This window comes from Cytobacillus spartinae (genome assembly GCF_042865285.1).
In the GTDB taxonomy this organism is placed as follows: Bacteria; Bacillota; Bacilli; order Bacillales; family Cytobacillaceae; genus Robertmurraya_A; species Robertmurraya_A spartinae.
In genome coordinates, this window is sequence record NZ_JBIACK010000003.1 from 120,159 (window position 1) to 138,524 (window position 18,366).

Below are 18,366 nucleotides of genomic sequence, written 5' to 3' on the forward strand. Positions count from 1 at the left end.
ATTATACAATAAAAGAAGAATAATTAGAAAGAATATTTCGAAAAGAGATCTGATTAATTCGTGAAACGTCTTAGCTCCAAAAAAAAAACTTACCCTTTAGGCAAGTCTAATGCTCGATATGCTTCTTGATATTTTCCGCCTGCTGCAACTTCCGAATGGTACAATGCTTTAAGAGCAAAGTTTTTCTCAAGCTCATGTTCGTCCATTAACTCTTTTAAACGTACTTGTAATTCTTTATTTTCTTTAACTAACTGTTTCATTTGTGATTTGAAATATTTCACTTAATACTGCCAACCTTTCGTATCCGTACTTACAAAATTTACACCACATTTTATATATTGCTCTAATGTTACTTTTTATTTACATGCACAGTACTAAAATAGTAGAACTAAAAAAAGGAACCCGAATTGGGTTCCCATTAACATTATGCTTTTTTAACGTTAGTAGCCTGAAGTCCACGTTGACCTTGCTCAGTGTCAAAAGTAACTTTTTGGCCTTCATCTAAAGATTTAAAACCTTCGCCTTGAATAGCTGAGAAGTGTACGAATACGTCTTCTCCACCTTGCATTTCGATAAATCCGAAACCTTTTTCTGCGTTAAACCATTTTACTGTACCTTGTTGCATGTTTGTTTCCTCCTGCGTGGAAAATCCACATTTTAATACTATAGTTGCTCAATTAGATTTCAAAGGCGAGAAGTTTAAATACTTTTTCTTTCCTTACAGACCGAACAAAAATAATTCTTCTTAAGGTTAACAGACCAAATCAGGAAAAGCAAATTTATTCGATTTCCAAATTTCAACAAAACCCGCATTTTTTATCACAAAAGGTATACCTTTTTATGTAATATTTCTAACTTAGTTTACCTTCGATACCTTTAGTGGTACAGTTAGAGGAAGTGTCGCAGAAATAATTGTGAAAAGCGTAGGTGGAAATCATGATAGAGGTAAAGAAATCCCAATTAAGTGACGGGGAATTTAATAGAGGAGTTTTTGCAACTCGCGATATAAAAAAAGGAGAGCTTATACATGAAGCTCCCGTACTTGCATACCCTAATGATGAACATGAGCATATCGAAAAAACGTTACTGGCTGATTATGCCTTTGAATACGGAAAAAACCACTCAGCCATCCTTTTAGGGTATGGAATGCTCTTTAACCATTCATATGAGCCTAATGCAACTTATGAAATAAGTTTCGAAAAACATACATTCGACTTTTTTGCTTATAAGGACATTAAGGCAGGAGAAGAAATTCTAATTAACTACAACGGAGATGTGGATGACAACGACCCACTTTGGTTTAATAAAGAAGAATAAAGTAAGAAGACGCTTATCCTCTTATAATTAGGATAAGCGCATTCTTTTTTCTGAACTACCTAAATAACTTTGTTACTTTGGTTATTACTTTTTTGTCCTTAGAAGACACTTTTTTAGGCATAATAGGTTTTACAACACTACAATTTTCTTGAAGTGCTACTGATGTTATTTGTAGATAGAAGGCCTTAGAGTCCTTATCCCCACCAAGGTATCCTTTTAATATCTTTACTTTCTCAACCGAACCACTAAGCTTACTTTCGTAATCCCACTCAATTTCATTTTTGTATCTTGAGTCCATCTTTTCTTTCAAAGCTAATGCTTCTGATATTGCTTCTTGAGGAGTGTTAAAAAAGGAATTCGATCTATTCATTCTCTTTTTTCTTAACCCGTCTCCTGCATAAGCTTGATAAACTGTACTTGTCGTCAACATTGGTCATCCTTCCTAAAGGTCTTTTGCCTTCTGTCAAAAAGAATGAGCTTCAGAAGACCAAGGGGATTTCCTCATTCTTTAACAGTATATCCCAAAGTACCAACACCTACCACTTTTGTTCTCAATGAATTGAGATTCTATTGCGTTTTTTAATCTACATAATGAATAAAATATATTTATAAACACTAAGGCTTTTTAAGCAGAAAGGGAATCCTAATGAAAAACAAAGAAAAATTCAAGGTCAACGAAAAGGTACTTATTAAGGCAACAGGCGAAACGGGAACCATTCATAAACGAAGCTTCGTCGCCAATATGAAAAGATATTCTTATACTCTTAAAGAGCATCCTAATACTTTTTACTTTGAAGAAGAGCTAGACACTATATAGTTTTTGACACAACCATATTAGCCAGAAATCCACTTTTGTGAAAAAATTAACCGTTTAGAGATAAACTCCTAAACGGTTATTCCCTATCTTTAATGTCTCATGTCTTCTGGTGGAATTTCATTCTCAAATAAAAACTTCAGTAAATCTTTATAGTTATTACAAACAAATATAAGTTCTTGCCTATCGAACACCATGAATGACGGTGGCAACTCACTGCCATCCTCTAGTTTTAAAGATATTTCAATAGTCGTTTTCTTTACATCCTTTAAGTCATCCTTATCCGGCTCCTCTATAGGTTTTGTAAATGACTTATCCCCTACCGCTAACACAGAATAAGTCCAATCCTCTTTTGGTCTCCATTTCTCTTCTAAAAAGATTGGATCAGCTTCCTTAATAATTTCTACGGATTCGGTATGGTTTAAAAAGGGCATTTCATGATGGAAAGTATTTATATTTGCTTTAACATGTTGTCCCACTTTTAATCGATGGATATCATCGGTTCGGAACATAAGACCATTGTCTAGTATGACAAACTGAAACATTCGATTAATGGTAGTGATTTTACCCTCCGCTTTAATACTTTTTAATTCAGTATTCTCCTCTAAAAATTTGATAGCTTCGTCATACTTAGTGGACCTAAAAGCCTCACCCTTGTGATCTAATACAACAATCGTTGGAACGCTCTCAATGTTTAGCTCAGGGTATTGATCTTTTGCCTGCTTTAAATTATCCATAGTACTATAACCATTAACAAAATATTGAAGTTTACTAATTCTTTCATATGGGGGATCTTCCCCCGGCTTGTGAACAATTAACAATGAATAGAACCCTTCTTCAAAAGCTATCATATTTTGATACGGGGTTAGATGTTCTGCTTCATACGAAAAAAGATAATCTGCTTTCTTTCCATCCCCCCATTTTGCTTGAATGACAACAGTCGACTCCCCATGCATACGGTGAAATGGAAATGGCGACGTTAACGGTAGAAACGATGGTAGCTGCATAACACGGTTATCATGCCCCTCCATTAGTCCATATGTAACCACAATGGGTTTAGTTTCCTCTGGAAATTCTACCGATAATCTAGCCCTTGGATCAATTGTATCCAATCTTAAGTTCTTCATTACCTCTTCTGGTTTCCGTTCTACTAGCTCCCCGTTCCACCTATAGGTTCCTAGACCAATATCAAGCTGTTGACCATCTATTTCTACAACCGGAATTGGGGGTTCTTCCTCTAAATAGACTTTTTTCATATCAAAGTAAATCATTACTGCTAAAACTAAAACAATTCCAATTGCTCCAAGCACTACCTTTTTGGTTTTTAATCTATCCTTAAGCTTAATGGTCACAGCCTCCTAATCTATTAAATCTTTATTTTTCCAAGCTCATCAATAAACGCTGGTCTCTTAACATTTAATGTCATTAGTTTTCTTATTAACAATGCTGTATTCGTCTCTCCAAAGACTTTCTTATATGACTTAATAAGCTTACAAACATTCCTATACTTTCTCCGCTCATTTGCATTAGCCGATTCTGATTCTATGAATTTTAAATAGAGTAGGTTTGTTTCCTCGAAATAGTCTTCAATAAGGTAAGGGTACAAATGCTGGATAGAGGATAAATGATTATTACAGTATTGAAGAATTTTTTCGTATAATCGTTCCTCTTTTAATATCTCTAAATAAGCTGAAGACGGATATCGCTCCTTCTCAAAGGTTGTAAGGATTTCCTCAAGCATCGCTGGCCAGTCAGCCGAAGGGTATAAATTCTTCAACTCGTTGTAATAGCTATAGTCACTTCCGTATAGGAACTGTAACATTAACTCTCTTTGCATCTTTACATCACCTAGTCCTGCATAGGCTTTTAGACGATACTCCTTCCATATTTTAACCAAACCTCGATATTCTTTGTCAACTACTTCTCCTTCTTCACAAATACTTATTACTTCTCTGTAATTACCTACCTTTAATAATCGTTCAAGTACCTTTTTCCTAAAGGGGCTGAGGTGGATATTCTCATTTATAAAATGAAGTGCCCTTTCTTCCCCATCAAATTTCTCAATTAACTCTAGTTGAAGAAGCTTTATATTTTCGGTTTCGTATTTAGAACTCCATGAGTCACTTGAGTTTTCTAACATGCCATTAAGCTGTATTTCAAGTTTATTTCTAAATTTCTGATTGGCTGCTAAGTGGACACAAGCTCCCAATAATCTTAACTGCCATTCACTCCATCCTTCGTACCTTTTATGGTTAGCCTCATTCAGAACAGCATCAAAAAGTTTCTTTTGCTGAGATTCTTTTAATTGGGTCCCTCCTATTGAGAGAGCTTGGTCGATTATCCCAAAACTTTCATCTATAACACTACCAACAAACCCACTTGAATCATCACAGTATTGAATCATATCAACCACAACTGAAAGAACAGTCAAACTTAATAGTACTGCTCCTTCTATATCCCCAATTGATACTTTCGCATCTGCCTTCTCTAAAACCATATGTGCTCCTTCAAGTGCTTCATCTACTCTATTCCACTCTATAAAACCACGCTTTTTAGCTCCATTTATATATTCTCTAATCAGTTTTTTACTGGAGGCAATCTCATCTGTATTGGATGAGAATTTAAATAGCAATCTATTTTCAATCTCAGAGTATTCATTTGATAGATCTAAAATGATGTTTAGTAGTTCTTCCTTGTTAAAATTAAAGAGTATAAATTTAAGGTCTTTTTCTTGTTTCAAAGCAGTTTTGTCTAGATTCCCTTGGTTTTCACCATTCTCCCTTAAATCTCTCAATGCATACAATGCTGCAACCTGATGTTTACAATACTCTCCCCAATCATATGGACAGTCACAAGAAGTACTTACTATATCATCTTTTTCAGTCAAAGATACTTTTACTGAATAAAACTCAGTGCCAACTACCTCTACGATATAAAGGTTTTCCTTTACCATTTCTACCTTTTGAATGGAACCACTAATAAAGTAATCCTTGCCACGTTTTAAGATTGTTTTATCCACATATTCCTCGAAATCCGAAATCCTCATCATTTTTTACTCCCTTGGTCTGCTACTAATACCAATATTTTAACATTTTTAATAGAAAAAGATATGAATGCGATATTTCTAATCTCGAAATAATTATGGTAAAATTCAGTATAGTGCAAAAAAGGAGGATTCACCTATGAAGGAATACTTAATTGTATTGAACAAAGACGAGGACACTATCTCGATAGTGAATCTGGAATCAAACAGTGTTGAAAAGACGATAGAAACAGACCATAACCCACATGAAGTTATTGTTACACCAGATGGCAAGAAAACATATGTTGCTTGCTCGTTAGGAAACAAGTTAGACATTATTGATAATGAAACATTTGAAGTTGTAAAACGTCTAGAGCACCCGGATTTTAATTTTCCACATGGGCTAGGGCTTACAAAGGACGGCAAAAAACTTTACCTTGCATCTACATACAGTGAAAAAGTATTTATCATTGATACGGAAACAGATGAAATTGAAAAAGTGATCCCAACTTATCAGAAGTACTCTCATATGATCACTTTTTCACCGGATGGAAGTTCGGTTTATGTGCCTAACATTGGTAGCAACAATATAACCGTTATAGACGTTCAAACAGAATCAATCATAAATCATTTCCCTGTGGGGCCAGGCCCTGAGGGGGTTGCAGTTCATCCAAATGGTAAACATATTTATGTAGCAAACCAAGAAGATAACACATTATTTGTAATCGATACTAAAACATACTAGGTTCTTCATAAACGCAGAATTGGTAGTGTTCCAGTTCGCCTTCTGTTTACACCAGATGGCAAGTACGCGCTTACGGCCAACCGTGAGTCAGGGGACATTTCAGTTATTCAAACAGAACAGAAAATTAATGGCCAAGTTCGGCCCTGGGAAATTAAACGGATCCCTGTTGGAATTTGGGCTGGGGGTATCGTACTAAACGAAGATGCTTCAACTCTTTATGTAGCGAACAACAAAACAAACGACATTTCAGTCATTGACATGAACACTTTAAAAGAAGAAACGCGCATTGATGTAGGTATTCATCCTGATGGAATTGCTTATTTGAAAAAGTAAAAAGGTAGGGCCAGACCCCCGGGGTCTGGCCCTCATTTTATTTAGTTCTTTTTTCTAGCAGGGGCTTGGTGATTTCTTCTATTCCAACAAGCCCTAGCATAAAGAGAAAGATCTTTTGAACTCCATGATAGGCTTCTTTTGGTTCAAAATATTCTTCAAGGGTATGGCAACCTCCATAACCTCCGCCCCCGCCGAGCGTGACAGCAGGAATTCCTAGACTAATAGGAACATTGGAATCAGTACTACTTGCTCCATTTAAAACAGGGTCAAATCCTAGTAAATCAGCAGCTACTAAAGCCGATTGAACGATTAAAGAATCCTGAGATTGACTCCCTGCAGGTCGATCTCCAACCAATTCAATCTCTACTCTTATCTCCTCTTTCCCCCAACGAGAATTTTCATCATTAGCAGCTTGTTGGATGATTTCTAGAACTTCTTTTTCAAGTGAAAGTAGTTCATCCTGCGCAATCGAGCGCAAATCAATAACCGTACTTGCACTTGCTGCAATCGTGTTTACAGAAGTTCCTCCGGTAATCGTCCCCACATTAAATGTTGTTTTCGGATGGTCAGGAACTTGTAGATTAGATATTTTACCTATTGCCCTTCCTAAAGCATGAATGGCGCTCGGTAGTCCAAAGTCTCCAAAACTATGGCCCCCTGGTCCTGTATAGGTAACTCGATATCTTCGACTACCTGTTCCTAAATAGGTCACTTCATTGGGAGTTCCTGGTTCAATTGAAATAAACCCATCTATATCCTTATGATTTTTAAACAAACCTTTTACTCCCTTTAAATCCCCTAATCCTTCCTCACCAACAGTTGCAACAAACACAATATCCCCAACCGTTTTAACGCCAGTTTCATTCAATGCACGTATTAACGTTAGAAGCGAAGCAAGACCTCTTCCATCATCCGCTATACCAGGAGCATAAATCTTTCCGTCCCTTTTTTTCGCTTTAAGGTCTGTCCCTGCTGGAAAAACCGTATCCAGGTGAGCTGACACAACTAACTTCGGCCCCCCACTACCAGGTCGATCACCATATACATTTCCGTGTTCATCGACTCTTACATTCTGTAAACCAAGTTCCTCAAATCGCTTTTGAAAGAACTCTCCCCTAACCCTTTCTTGAAAGGTCGGAGCCTCTATTTCTGTTAAAAGAATTTGTTCCTCCACAGTTCTTTCGTTATCTTCCTTTAAAAAGTCTAAACCTATTTTTATAACATCTTCCCCTATTAATAGCTTAAATACTTGTTGAATCCCCATTCTTTCAGTCATCTAAATCTCACCCCTATAGTTCTCTATTACCTTCATATTAAAAGATTATGATTTTTAAATACAGTAAAGAGTTTGAAATATTCTAAAATTTTTATTAGCCAGATCCTCATCGTTTATTATTTTCTAGAATTCTAAATTTCCTATGTATTTGACAACAACTACAGATGAGGCAGTTTAATCTATTTTTGATTTTTTAAACGGATTCGCAAAAGTTTTACCTCTGATCAAGAACAACAAACTACTTATATACTAGTGGGCGAAACAAAAACAGAGATTAAAATTGAAAGGACAGTCCGCTCATATTCGCAGAACTGTCCTTTTAGTCAAACCTTTTTAACAAATTCAGATTTTAATTGCATGGCTCCGAAACCATCAATCTTGCAATCAATGTCATGGTCCCCGTCTACTAGGCGAATGTTTTTAACTCTTGTGCCGATTTTAATAACAGATGAACTCCCTTTTACTTTCAGATCTTTAATAACCGTAACCGTGTCACCATCGGTTAAGACATTCCCATTAGCGTCCTTTACAACCTTAACATCTTCATTTGCTTCAGACTCTGCTTCTGTAGTCCACTCATGAGCACATTCTGGACAAACCAATAGACTTCCATCTTCGTATGTATATTCTGAATTACATTTCGGACAATTTGGTAAAGCGACCATTATTATTCCTCCAAATTCTAATTTACTCCGCTAGTCTAATTTGCATCTTCGTTTTCTAATATTTCGTTCTCTATCTCTAGAGTGCGCTTCTTATGCTGTTTTCCCCATTCACTCATTAGCTGGAGTAAGGGAGTTGTTGATTCTCCGTATTCTGTTAAGTAGTACTCAACCCTTGGTATCTTTTCTTGGTAAATATCACGCATAATTAGGCCATCTTCTTCAAGTTCTCGTAGTGATTGGGTAAGCATCTTCTGTGTAATATTAGGGATTAGTTGTCGCAACTCTCCATAACGGTATGGTTTTTTGCTTAAATGCCACATGATCCTCGATTTCCACTTCCCACCCATGACCTCAACTGTAATTTCAACCGGACAATTGTACATTTCTCTTTTCATAACTTCTCCCCTTTACGAACAAAAAAGTGCCTACTTGTTATGTTAATACGCTAGGAATAATATGTAAATGAATTACAACAAAGGGGCTGTTATCCATGCAACTCGAAAGGTTTCGTTCTTACTCTAAAAACATTCAATCTATACTAGTCTGGAATATTCTATTCTGTTTCGGATTAGGCATACATCTAGTGTTATACAATCTATACCTAGAAGGAATCGTCCAAGATGACGCAATGATTGGTAAAATAATAGGGCTAAACTTTTTAGCTCAGGCTTTGATTTATATTCCCGCTGGACTCTTTTCAGATCGGGTTGGTTCAAAGAAAGGAGTTATAGTTGGGGTCATTCTTTTCACCATTGCTTTGGTAGGGAATTTGTTTGCTTCAACTCCTGATTCACTATCATTCTGGGGATTTATGATTGGTATTGGCCATGCAGCAAGCATCGTTACGTTCGTCCCTTTACTAACCGAATACTCCAACTCTGAGGAAAAAAAGAACTTATTTACATTTGCATTTAGTACAGGGACGTTATTTACTTTCTTAGGGACATTATTAGGAGGAATATTCTCGGATGGTTTTCAAACTATTTTTGATATAACACAAACAGAAAGTATGCGATTAACACTTGGCTTCACAATACTAATATTTGTTTTTTGTTTAATTCCGTTATTATTCGTAAAGAAGAATGCACTTAATGTTTCTAGCAAAAAACAGACTTCTATTTTTTCCATTATTAAAAATAAGCCTGGTGTGCTGCTTCCACTGATGAAGTTTAGCACCTCAAAAGTTTTTGCTGGTGTAAGTTTAGGAATCATATCACCCTTCCTAAATCTATTTTTTATGCATAAGTTTTCACTGACACCATCAAACATTAGCTTTGTTTTAGCCGCTGGAACACTCGCTACTGTAATCTTTATGAGTTATAATTCCAAGATTACAAACCGGATCTCAGAGGTTAAAACTGTCTCACTTTATCATTTGATTTCGATTCCTGCGATTATCCTTTTAGGCTGGACCCAGAGTATATGGATAGCCATTGTTGCGTTTATCATTTTTAGATCTGCAAACTTTGGATTAAACCCGATTGTTTCTAAGCTGATGATGGATGGAGTAGACCAAGAGATTAGAGGGCTAACAAATAGCTTTGGATTTATGGCCCAATCAATATGTATAAGCTTACTTGGTCCTATCTCTATGTATATAGTCCAAATTGCAGGAACTGAAAAAGGATATTTCCTACTATGTTTAATATCCGCTGCAGGCTCACTTATAGCTGGTGTTTACTTTTTATATGCGTTTGGGCAGAAAAAGAATCAGCTGGTTGGAAAAATGGAGAACCAGCCGGTTTAACTCCATTTATTTTTTATATAGAAGGGGGCATACAAGAATAAAAATGTCCCAATCGTTATCAGCTCTAGTGGGATCATGTAAAAAGGCCATGGACCCAAGTAGTCAAACACCGATGGATTTGCAGGCTTTCGCATGGTATACATATAGTTGCCATTCAGGACTATGTTTACGAAGAATATGAATAAGGCATATCCATTTACATAAAAGAAAGCTTTGATTACGGACTTAAAAGTGGGAGAGAATTCTTCGACGAACACCATAAATATATTGGCTACTACAATCCCCCCATGAGAGATAAAAAAATGAACATAGCGAAAATGCGGAAAAGTATAGGCTTGAATGTCTGGTGTGATCATGGCTTGTAGAGCACTCCCCAAGCCAACAAAATAAGTAAATTCGAAAAGTCTATAGCTTCTAGTTAGAAGTAGTACGCTAGATAAGAGTAGAGAAAGACTGCTTAAATGTAGTGGAAGAGAATGCTCAATCGCCCATGTATCAATATAATTAAGCCACCAAATTAGGCTTGCTTCTGAAGCAAGAAGAATAGTTGCTAATGAATACCTTGTGAGTCTATTGACTACGTTCTGTCTTAGCTGACTTCTAAATAGGTAAATTGTAAAACAAATTATTAATAAAATTGTTAGCGTTGTTATGTGGGTGGCTGAAAATAAAATAAAAGGGGCGTTTCCGTCGGGTTTGATTAGGTCTATCACTAGATGCACTCCTCTTAATTAGGCCTATCCATATTTTTGTCAAATCTGTAGTTTGATAATCCTTGTTTTAATAGAATCTATACAATAAGATAGAGCTAATTGGAAATAGAAAGGAGAAATTCATTTTGATTTTTAAGCCCCGATTTGAATCGATGGAGCTAAAGATTCTTAGGTATTTGAAAGCTCGTATGAAGTTAGATCCTAAAGATGAAAATCACTACACAAATCTTGAGAAAGGTTATGCAGGTGAGCTACAGTTCGATAAGCTATTAGAGAAACTCTCAAACGAAAATCTTGTGATAAACGATTTACTATTAGAATGTAACAATACTTTTTTTCAAATTGATACAATGCTAATCCTTTCAAACACGATTTACCTATTTGAAATCAAAAATTTTGAAGGAGACTTTTATATTGAAGGCGACAGATGGTATTCTACACCCCGATCTGAAATTAAAAACCCCCTACTACAATTAAAGCGTAACGAGTCTCTACTTCGGAGATTACTCCAGGAACTTGGTTCTAACTTTCCAATTGAAGCACACCTCGTCTTTCTTAACCCGGAATTCCAACTATATCAAGCTCCTCTTAACCTTCCTGTTATTTTCCCAGCACAACTCAACCGTTATATAGAAAAAATCTCAAGAAGATCCTCAACCATTAAAAACACTCACACAAAACTAGCGGAACAATTGCTTACCCTTCATATAAGCGAGTCACCTTTTTCTAGAATACCGGAGTACACGTATGAAGAACTTGAAAAGGGGATTATTTGTTTGGGGTGTGGTGGGTTTTATGAAACTCTTCATGGAACCACCTTAAAATGTAATAGGTGCGGTGAAACAGAAGATCACTATTCTGCTGTTTTAAGGAGTATTAAGGAACTTGAGGTCCTCTTCCCTTCAGTTAAATTAACTATGAAAACATTGCAGGACTGGTGCAAGGTTTTAAAAAACAAAAAAACCATAAAAAAGATTATTAGGGGAAATTATATGTTGGTTGAAAAAGGGAAACAGTCTTATTATATAAGGAAGTAATAGTATAGTTATTTTTGCTATCGAATCACACCCATACTTGCCGTGTTTCCTACTTTTTTCCTTCTATCGCGGCTCGCAGCACACCCTTGCCTGCCGCGTTTCTTGGTTTTTCCTTCAATCGCGGTTCGCAGCACACCCTTGCTTGCCACGCTTCTTACTATTTCCTTCTATCGCGGCTCGTAGGACACCCTTGCTTGCCGCGTTTCTTACTTTTCCCTTCTATCGCGGCTGGAAACACACCCTTGCCTGCCGCGTTTCTTCCTTTTTCCTTCTATCGCGGTTGGAATCACACCTTTGCCTGCCGCGCTTCTTCCTTTTTCCCTTCTATCGCGGCTCGCAGCACACCCTTACCTGCCGCGTTTCTTACTTTTTTCCTTCTATCGCGGCTGGAAACACACCCTTGCTTGCCGCGTTTCTTACTTTTTTCCTTCTATCGCGGCTCGCAGCACACCCTTGCCTGCCGCGTTTCTTCGTTTTTCCTTCTATCGCGGCTGGAAACACACCTTTGCTTGCCGCGTTTCTTACTTTTTTCCTTCTATCGCGGTTCGCAGCCCCCTTGCCTGCCGCCTATCCTACTTTTTTCCTTCTATCACGGCTCGATTCACACCCTCGCCTGCCGCGATACCCCTATTTTCTCTTAGGTTTGCGGCTATGTTCAAATCTTTCGCTCCACCCACAAAAAAGCCACCACACAAAAAAATGCAGTGACCATTCCTAACTATTTTTACTCTAAAACAGGAGCCTGCGGCGGTGTCTCCATCCAACCTTTCTCAATTAAGAGATTCACTCCATCCTCAGCATACTGAGCTACCTCAGTAGCTAATCTTGTAAAAGTTGATCCTATGTCCCTTCTAAAGGAAGTCGATATAGCTATTCCATAATTACTAACTCCTTGGGCATTAAGAAACGCAACCATGTTTAAAATCAATTTTTCTGAAAAAGGTGAAGTTGTAGTCGAAGTCACCCCGGCATTCCAAAATGAAGGAACGGGTAGTTCACTTTCAGAAAGAGGTTTTGAAAGAACAGTTATATGTTTTTCTGCTATTTCTTTTCCTCTCTTCAGATAATCTTTGACTTCTCCGTCTTGTAGAGACTGGATAAACCCTTTCATTAATTGTTCACCAATCTGGTTTGTAATAATGTTATAGAAAATGGAACTAATTTCTTCAGCAATCAGAGGACGTTTATCTCCAAACCATCCATTTAGGAAGCTCTGTTTTTTTATAAAACTTACTTCTTTTGGGACTGGGATATAAGGGGATCTTTGCCACAATCCTTTTTCTAACAATAAATCTCTAACTTTATTCAATTGAGCTAATGATTCTTTCACTTGATTTGTAAAAAACGAAACAACATCTTCTCTAGCTATTTTATTGGTAGCAATAGAACCGTAATTTACATTTCCCTTAGCTTTGAACCAAAGAAAATACAAAATAAATGGATCTGTGAATAGTTTCTCTGCACTTGAATTTAGATCAGAAGAAGAAAAAGCCGTTGGTATAGGGAAATTTTCCAATTCAAAAGTAGTTTTTATTTCATGAAGACTCTTTTCAGTAAATTTTAAAAGCTGATCATTCATCTCTTTTGTCTGTTCATCTTCAACGGTTTTCTCAAAATATTTTAAAATGCACCAATTCATGGATTCTGCTTGATATGAATTCCATAAGAATCCCATCTCACTTACTGTCAAATCTATTTTGTTACTCACGGACGACTTTCACCTCTTTTTAAAAAATATTTGGTTATATTATCTGTCAGTTTCCAGATAATTAAACACAAAGAAGTTAGAGTCTTCCTACTTGCAAAAAAGCCATGTTACGACTAAAACATAGTCTTAAAACTATAAAAAAAGAGAGTGAGCCTTAAAGAATACACTCACTCTCAACAATATTAATTAATTCCTTTAATTGATCCACGCTTTTTTCTAGAGATAGGGAGTAGTTTCGCTGCGTTCCTATCTGTTCAATGGTAACAAGATGATTATCACGCATAATTTTTAGATGATGAGATATCGCCGGGCGCGATAAATTTGAATGGTTGGCGATTTCATTTACACTTAGGGATTCATGCTCTGCAAGTAAGAGGATAATATCCTGTCTTGCTGGATCACTCAATGCATGAAACAATGGTATGCATGCTCTAAAAATATCTACCGCTTGTTGCCCCATAATTGTCCCCCACTTTTTTAAACAAGCACTTAATTATTTCTCACCTGCCACATACTTAGCAACTTTGGCTACTATGCTCCTTGGGAGAAATTTTGCAGTGAGTGCTCCTAATTTATTGACACTACCTGTAATAATGACACGTTTTCCTGACATAAGTCCAGCATATCCTTCTTTTGCAACAAGGTCGGATTCCATTGCTCGACTAAACATTTTCGTTCCTTCTACACTGGCTACAGATCCAAAGTTGGTCTTAGTCGCACCAGGGCAGAGTGTGGAAATCGTCACGGCGCTACCAGAAAGTTCTTCCACTAATGCTTCAGAGAAGGATAAAACATATGCCTTTGTTGCGTAATATACAGCCATTAAAGGTCCGGGCTGAAATGCTGCTGTACTAGCTACGTTTAAAATCCGACCACTATTTCTTTCTTTCATCATTGGTAAAAAGTAATGTGTTAATTCAGTTAATGCCGTTACATTCAATTGAATCATATTAACTTGTTCTTGCAAATCTAGTTTATCAAATTCTCCCATCAAACCAAACCCTGCGTTATTGACTAACACATCAATGTGAGCCCCTTGTTGCTTAATTTCCTCATAAACTTCTTTTGCTGCACCACCGATACTTAAATCTTTTTGGATAACCGTAACATTCAAGTGACTATAGGTCTCTTTAATTTGTTGCATTTTTTCTTTATTTCTTGCAACTAATATTAGGTTGTAACCGTCATTTGCAAATAGTTTTACATAATCATATCCTAGACCACTAGTGGCACCTGTAATTAAAACGGTTTTATTCATTTTTATTCCTCCATATTCGTTTAAATGTTTAAATATTTAAACACATAATAACAACATGGTCATATTAGGTCAATTGATAAGTTTTTCCTAAAAAAGAGCCAGATTTTACACTGGCTCCTTCTTACAATTTATACACAGTGCCAAAAGACACCCTTTTTCAAAGATTGAATTATTACATATGATAACTCATTTTAAGGAACAAGTTCCGCCATCATGATATCCTAAGGACAATTACATTCTCCTTCACCGGTGTAAGTTTTTACCTTAAGCTTTATACCAAGCTCTAAAAATGATAACTGCAATAACTAGAGCAACATAAGCTAAAGAAAGGAACAGTCTAAAAGGAGTAATTCTTTTCCTGTACCCTTTTGTAAATATTGCGAAGGCTACAAGTACTACATGATTAAGAAACGGGATGATCAGAAATATTAAAGTCGCAGCACTTAAAAACGGTAGGAGCCCTTCATCCATTCCATAGCCGAAAGTTACTTTATGTACTAGTGCTATTAAAAAAATGCTTACTAAAGCGATGATAGAGACCATAAAAATACTAATGCCAATGTCTATAGCTTTTGGAGATTCCGATTCTTCATTTTTTATATCATTAATGGATAATGCGATTCCAGCAACAATTGGGGTTAGCATCAGTGGGATGGAAATACACACAAACAGAAAACTAAAGTGCTCTCTTAAATAACTTTCTGGATAAACAAACCCCAGAATGAGTAATATCACATATATTACAAGCAGGCTCAATACGAATAAGGTAATACTTCCGCCTATGTTATCATCGACTTTCCTTTTTACAAATAGTTGAGCCAATACACTTAATCCCATCAGCCCGACTCCCAAGACTAAACAGACATCTAGGAAAGGATTGATTCCCTCATTCACACTATAACCGAATGCTATTTTTTGAATAAGTGTAAGCACTAATGAGCAAACGTATAGCCCGCTTCCGTACACTAAAGGAGTATAAACACTTAATATCCTCCTGGGAACATTTGGTTCCTTTGTAACTTCATTAATAAAGTAAGTTCCACCTATTAGTAATCCTAAAGAGGATATAGTAAAAGGAATTCCATAGTAGTTGCGAACATGTTCGACTGATGCAAACAACCCTATGATGAATAAGCAAACTAAAAAAAGCACAGACAAAACCCCAATAAGTACAATAAGTGTACCTAAGTTGCTAAGTTGGGAATTCTGCTGCTCCTCTATTTTTTGTAGATCATGCTCCATCGGAAGCCTCCTTTCCAATATCCATAATAAGGAAAATAATCCCCTTAATTATATGTAGTTCATTTCTACAAGACAACCATAATTAGAAAAGATAACCCATTAGTATGAGTAAGTGTCAAAAAATAAATATGACCCGTCCCTAATGCTCTCTAGAAAAGCAGTAGAAACTGGCCACTTTAATTTTTATATGGAAGCGTGATTTTTACGGTAGTTCCTACATGTTCTTCACTTTCGAATGCAATGGTTCCCTGGTGAGATTCGATAATTCTGTAGCTTACCATTAATCCAAGCCCTGTTCCTTTTTCTTTTAGGGTGTAAAATGGTTCTCCTAATCTTGGTAGGATGTCTTTTGGTACACCTACTCCGGAATCTTTAATCTGGATCACAATTTGATCATTCTGATTTTCCACGATTATTTTTAATGATCCACCGTTAGGCATGGCTTCAATGGCATTTTTCACTAAATTTATAAAAACTTGTTTAATTTGATTAATATCACAAATGATATCGGAATACTCCGTTAGGTAGTACTCTTTTATTTCAATATTATTTAACAATGCTTGTGGGGCAGAAAAGGCAACGATTTGTTTTACGATTTTTATAAGGTCGTGTTCTTGAAAAGTTATGGCTTGTGGTTTTGCCACCGCCATAAACTCATTTGTAATCATTTCAATTCGATCTAACTCAGAAAGCATTAATTCTATGTACGAACGGTTCGTTTCCCCTTTTTGTGAATCAATTAGTTGGGTAAACCCTTTCAAGGTTGTTAATGGGTTTCGAATTTCGTGTGCTAACCCTGCAGCCAACTCTCCTACCACCGCTAATTTTTCTGATTTTTGAAGCAGTGCCTCTGTCCTTTTTAATTTCGTTATATCTATACATGATCCTATTACTTCAACAACTTCCTGATTGACGATCACTGGCTTTAAAGTAATTACACAGGTTATATGGGATATGGTTATTTCAAATGTAACATCCTCCCCTAACCAAGATTGTTCATAATAATCCTTTAAAGCGTCTGATATCCCTTCGATAGGGTGCTCGCATATCTTTTTTCCTACAACTTGTTCAGGCTTGATCTTTAAGCTATTTAATAACTCTCCATCACAAATCGTATGGATAAAGTCTTCTCCTACTTTTATGAATTTAAAAATGACCCCCTGCTGCTTTCGGACCATTTCCTTTAGTTCACGTTCCATTTCTAACATCCGATTCTCAGCTTCCCTCTGTAATGTAATATCTCTTGAGATGGCAGCCATTTGAACGATCTTTCCTTGTTCATCTTTAATAGGAGATATCGTCATATTAATTAAAATTTTGGAACCGTCTTTTCGTTGTCTTGTCGTATTATAGGCAATCATCGTTTTTCCAGATGCAACCTCAGAAACTACATAATCAATATTTTCACGAAGCTCTGGCATGATGTCTCTGAATAACTTTCCCTTTACCTCATTTTCTTTCCAGCCATATACTTTTTCAAATCCTTGGTTAACTGTCAGTACCATTCCTTTTTCATCCATGATTGTAATGCTATCAGGCGTATGATCAAAAAAGGATTGCAATAACACTTGTGTGTTTTTTAGATCCTTTTCCGTTTCTTGCTTTTGTTGGAAGGTCAATTGTAGTTTAGAAAAGAAAAAAGCCTTTAAGATAAATAAATATCCAAATGCCTTAATGATATGACCAATGACGACAAATACATCTGAAACATTAGTGTAAAAAGTAATAGTGAACTCACTAAGTAACAGCAAAGAAAATGCAAACAATAATTCGAGATCAGCTTTTAACTTTGTCTTTTGATACTTTACTAAGGTATTTATAAATGTAATAAAAATTAAAAGACAAAGTAGATATTCGATCGTGTTCTTCAATATCGTTGGACCATGATTTGGGACAATTAAGATAGGAAGATCTTTTTCAAAATAATAGATGAAAGAAGTTACACAAAATAAAAACAGGAATGTATAGAGGCCAATCCACTTTCGGTTGATTGTTCTTTTCTTCTCTTCCGACAAGGTCAAAAAAAGCAAGCCAATCGAGGCAACGCTCCTAGCCATAATCCAAAACCAACCGGTCTTCTCTAAAGAACTTTCTGTTAGAAAAAATGGCATTCCTGGGTATGTCATAAAATGGAGTAAGTCGAAAACTCCTACAACAAAGAAGATAAACGGAAGCCAGAGAAATGTTCTATTTTTCGTTTCTTCAAACGCCTTCCAACCATACAAACTAGCTGCAAAACATACAATTACACTAAAGAGCTCTAAAATAGAATGAATAAAGATATGATTTTCCACCATATAGAGTTCATTCAAGGAGCTTTGATAAATATGACCTAACCCAATTAATAAAAACGAAATAAATAAAAGAGAAAACCCAAACTTAGATTGCTTTAATAAATTTGCCATGGTCACCTACCTTGTATTATGTAAAAAATGGCTAATCCACTTTTTAATATTCTTAATAGACTGATAATACTATTAAAGTGTAAC

At 36.2% G+C, this 18,366-nt stretch carries 20 protein-coding genes; 6 read left to right on the forward strand and 14 right to left on the reverse strand.

What is annotated here, in order from left to right; genetic code table 11:
* Positions 1 to 89: 89 nt before the first annotated feature.
* Both ACFYKX_RS08550 and ACFYKX_RS08555 read right to left on the reverse strand, forming a co-directional pair.
* Positions 90 to 281 carry a hypothetical protein gene (locus ACFYKX_RS08550; protein WP_389360064.1) on the reverse strand — a complete coding sequence of 64 codons (192 nt, stop codon included), beginning with the start codon at positions 279 to 281 and terminating at the stop codon, positions 90 to 92.
* A 143-nt stretch (positions 282 to 424) separates the two neighbouring features.
* Entirely contained in the window at positions 425 to 625 is a 201-nt protein-coding gene (locus tag ACFYKX_RS08555; protein ID WP_389360066.1) for a cold-shock protein, read from the reverse strand.
* 311 nt (positions 626 to 936) lie between these two features.
* Here ACFYKX_RS08555 and ACFYKX_RS08560 point away from each other — a divergent pair, with 311 nt between their 5' ends.
* Complete coding sequence (locus ACFYKX_RS08560) at positions 937 to 1,317, forward strand: SET domain-containing protein (RefSeq protein ID WP_389360068.1); 381 nt, start codon at positions 937 to 939, stop codon at positions 1,315 to 1,317.
* A gap of 55 nt (positions 1,318 to 1,372) precedes the next feature.
* On the opposite strand, the gene ACFYKX_RS08565 is transcribed toward ACFYKX_RS08560, so the two are convergent.
* Positions 1,373 to 1,747, reverse strand: a complete 375-nt coding sequence (locus ACFYKX_RS08565; protein WP_389360070.1) for a hypothetical protein — start codon at positions 1,745 to 1,747, stop codon at positions 1,373 to 1,375.
* 216 nt (positions 1,748 to 1,963) lie between these two features.
* Here ACFYKX_RS08565 and ACFYKX_RS08570 point away from each other — a divergent pair, with 216 nt between their 5' ends.
* Positions 1,964 to 2,134 carry a hypothetical protein gene (locus tag ACFYKX_RS08570; RefSeq protein WP_389360072.1) on the forward strand — a complete coding sequence of 57 codons (171 nt, stop codon included), beginning with the start codon at positions 1,964 to 1,966 and terminating at the stop codon, positions 2,132 to 2,134.
* Positions 2,135 to 2,223: 89 nt separating this feature from the next.
* Here ACFYKX_RS08570 and ACFYKX_RS08575 read toward each other — a convergent pair whose 3' ends face one another.
* Positions 2,224 to 3,483 (reverse strand): hypothetical protein, encoded by a 1,260-nt coding sequence (locus ACFYKX_RS08575; RefSeq protein ID WP_389360074.1) that lies wholly within the window; start codon positions 3,481 to 3,483, stop codon positions 2,224 to 2,226.
* 14 nt (positions 3,484 to 3,497) lie between these two features.
* Positions 3,498 to 5,180 carry an SWIM zinc finger family protein gene (locus ACFYKX_RS08580; RefSeq protein ID WP_389360076.1) on the reverse strand — a complete coding sequence of 561 codons (1,683 nt, stop codon included), beginning with the start codon at positions 5,178 to 5,180 and terminating at the stop codon, positions 3,498 to 3,500.
* A 133-nt stretch (positions 5,181 to 5,313) separates the two neighbouring features.
* Here ACFYKX_RS08580 and ACFYKX_RS08585 point away from each other — a divergent pair, with 133 nt between their 5' ends.
* Both ACFYKX_RS08585 and ACFYKX_RS08590 read left to right on the forward strand, forming a co-directional pair.
* Positions 5,314 to 5,898, forward strand: a complete 585-nt coding sequence (locus ACFYKX_RS08585; protein ID WP_389360078.1) for a YncE family protein — start codon at positions 5,314 to 5,316, stop codon at positions 5,896 to 5,898.
* Between the two features lie 186 nt (positions 5,899 to 6,084).
* Positions 6,085 to 6,231 carry a YncE family protein gene (locus ACFYKX_RS08590; RefSeq protein ID WP_389360532.1) on the forward strand — a complete coding sequence of 49 codons (147 nt, stop codon included), beginning with the start codon at positions 6,085 to 6,087 and terminating at the stop codon, positions 6,229 to 6,231.
* 37 nt (positions 6,232 to 6,268) lie between these two features.
* Here ACFYKX_RS08590 and ACFYKX_RS08595 read toward each other — a convergent pair whose 3' ends face one another.
* The 3 genes from ACFYKX_RS08595 to ACFYKX_RS08605 form a co-directional block, all read right to left on the reverse strand.
* On the reverse strand, positions 6,269 to 7,507 hold the full coding sequence (locus ACFYKX_RS08595) for a M20/M25/M40 family metallo-hydrolase (RefSeq protein ID WP_389360080.1): 1,239 nt from the start codon (positions 7,505 to 7,507) through the stop codon (positions 6,269 to 6,271).
* Positions 7,508 to 7,830: 323 nt separating this feature from the next.
* On the reverse strand, positions 7,831 to 8,172 hold the full coding sequence (locus ACFYKX_RS08600; RefSeq protein WP_389360082.1) for a zinc ribbon domain-containing protein YjdM: 342 nt from the start codon (positions 8,170 to 8,172) through the stop codon (positions 7,831 to 7,833).
* 35 nt (positions 8,173 to 8,207) lie between these two features.
* Positions 8,208 to 8,567 carry a winged helix-turn-helix transcriptional regulator gene (locus ACFYKX_RS08605; RefSeq protein WP_389360084.1) on the reverse strand — a complete coding sequence of 120 codons (360 nt, stop codon included), beginning with the start codon at positions 8,565 to 8,567 and terminating at the stop codon, positions 8,208 to 8,210.
* Between the two features lie 95 nt (positions 8,568 to 8,662).
* Between ACFYKX_RS08605 and ACFYKX_RS08610 the strand changes: the two genes are divergently transcribed.
* A complete protein-coding gene (locus ACFYKX_RS08610; protein ID WP_389360086.1) occupies positions 8,663 to 9,919 on the forward strand; it encodes an MFS transporter in 1,257 nt (418 codons plus the stop codon).
* Here ACFYKX_RS08610 and ACFYKX_RS08615 read toward each other — a convergent pair.
* On the reverse strand, positions 9,916 to 10,632 hold the full coding sequence (locus tag ACFYKX_RS08615) for a YwaF family protein (RefSeq protein ID WP_389360088.1): 717 nt from the start codon (positions 10,630 to 10,632) through the stop codon (positions 9,916 to 9,918). The two genes, ACFYKX_RS08610 and ACFYKX_RS08615, sit on opposite strands and share 4 nt — an antisense overlap.
* A gap of 125 nt (positions 10,633 to 10,757) precedes the next feature.
* Here ACFYKX_RS08615 and ACFYKX_RS08620 point away from each other — a divergent pair, with 125 nt between their 5' ends.
* Positions 10,758 to 11,669 (forward strand): nuclease-related domain-containing protein, encoded by a 912-nt coding sequence (locus ACFYKX_RS08620; protein ID WP_389360090.1) that lies wholly within the window; start codon positions 10,758 to 10,760, stop codon positions 11,667 to 11,669.
* Between the two features lie 724 nt (positions 11,670 to 12,393).
* Here ACFYKX_RS08620 and ACFYKX_RS08625 read toward each other — a convergent pair.
* The 5 genes from ACFYKX_RS08625 to ACFYKX_RS08645 all read right to left on the reverse strand — a co-directional run bounded on the left by ACFYKX_RS08625 (position 12,394) and on the right by ACFYKX_RS08645 (position 18,282).
* Positions 12,394 to 13,377: a DUF3231 family protein gene (locus tag ACFYKX_RS08625; protein WP_389360092.1), complete on the reverse strand. Its 984-nt coding sequence runs from the start codon at positions 13,375 to 13,377 to the stop codon at positions 12,394 to 12,396.
* A 154-nt stretch (positions 13,378 to 13,531) separates the two neighbouring features.
* A complete protein-coding gene (locus ACFYKX_RS08630; RefSeq protein WP_389360094.1) occupies positions 13,532 to 13,837 on the reverse strand; it encodes an ArsR/SmtB family transcription factor in 306 nt (101 codons plus the stop codon).
* A 33-nt stretch (positions 13,838 to 13,870) separates the two neighbouring features.
* Complete coding sequence (locus ACFYKX_RS08635; RefSeq protein ID WP_389360096.1) at positions 13,871 to 14,635, reverse strand: SDR family NAD(P)-dependent oxidoreductase; 765 nt, start codon at positions 14,633 to 14,635, stop codon at positions 13,871 to 13,873.
* A 264-nt stretch (positions 14,636 to 14,899) separates the two neighbouring features.
* Positions 14,900 to 15,877: a hypothetical protein gene (locus tag ACFYKX_RS08640; protein WP_389360098.1), complete on the reverse strand. Its 978-nt coding sequence runs from the start codon at positions 15,875 to 15,877 to the stop codon at positions 14,900 to 14,902.
* A 176-nt stretch (positions 15,878 to 16,053) separates the two neighbouring features.
* The gene (locus ACFYKX_RS08645; RefSeq protein WP_389360100.1) at positions 16,054 to 18,282 is read right to left on the reverse strand and encodes an MASE3 domain-containing protein; all 2,229 of its coding nucleotides are present in this window, start codon (positions 18,280 to 18,282) and stop codon (positions 16,054 to 16,056) included.
* Between the last annotated feature and the right edge of the window lie 84 nt (positions 18,283 to 18,366).

What these genes read in the sequence shown, in the direction of transcription:
- ACFYKX_RS08570 (WP_389360072.1), top strand. Translation starts at nt 1,964, where the DNA reads ATGAAAAACAAAGAAAAATTCAAGGTCAACGAAAAGGTACTTATTAAG.
- ACFYKX_RS08585 (WP_389360078.1), top strand. Translation starts at nt 5,314, where the DNA reads ATGAAGGAATACTTAATTGTATTGAACAAAGACGAGGACACTATCTCG.
- ACFYKX_RS08555 (WP_389360066.1), bottom strand. Translation starts at nt 625, where the DNA reads ATGCAACAAGGTACAGTAAAATGGTTTAACGCAGAAAAAGGTTTCGGA.
- ACFYKX_RS08595 (WP_389360080.1), bottom strand. Translation starts at nt 7,507, where the DNA reads ATGACTGAAAGAATGGGGATTCAACAAGTATTTAAGCTATTAATAGGG.
- ACFYKX_RS08645 (WP_389360100.1), bottom strand. Translation starts at nt 18,282, where the DNA reads ATGGCAAATTTATTAAAGCAATCTAAGTTTGGGTTTTCTCTTTTATTT.
- ACFYKX_RS08610 (WP_389360086.1), top strand. Translation starts at nt 8,663, where the DNA reads ATGCAACTCGAAAGGTTTCGTTCTTACTCTAAAAACATTCAATCTATA.
- ACFYKX_RS08605 (WP_389360084.1), bottom strand. Translation starts at nt 8,567, where the DNA reads ATGAAAAGAGAAATGTACAATTGTCCGGTTGAAATTACAGTTGAGGTC.
- ACFYKX_RS08630 (WP_389360094.1), bottom strand. Translation starts at nt 13,837, where the DNA reads ATGGGGCAACAAGCGGTAGATATTTTTAGAGCATGCATACCATTGTTT.
- ACFYKX_RS08640 (WP_389360098.1), bottom strand. Translation starts at nt 15,877, where the DNA reads ATGGAGCATGATCTACAAAAAATAGAGGAGCAGCAGAATTCCCAACTT.
- ACFYKX_RS08600 (WP_389360082.1), bottom strand. Translation starts at nt 8,172, where the DNA reads ATGGTCGCTTTACCAAATTGTCCGAAATGTAATTCAGAATATACATAC.
- ACFYKX_RS08580 (WP_389360076.1), bottom strand. Translation starts at nt 5,180, where the DNA reads ATGATGAGGATTTCGGATTTCGAGGAATATGTGGATAAAACAATCTTA.
- ACFYKX_RS08565 (WP_389360070.1), bottom strand. Translation starts at nt 1,747, where the DNA reads ATGTTGACGACAAGTACAGTTTATCAAGCTTATGCAGGAGACGGGTTA.
- ACFYKX_RS08635 (WP_389360096.1), bottom strand. Translation starts at nt 14,635, where the DNA reads ATGAATAAAACCGTTTTAATTACAGGTGCCACTAGTGGTCTAGGATAT.
- ACFYKX_RS08560 (WP_389360068.1), top strand. Translation starts at nt 937, where the DNA reads ATGATAGAGGTAAAGAAATCCCAATTAAGTGACGGGGAATTTAATAGA.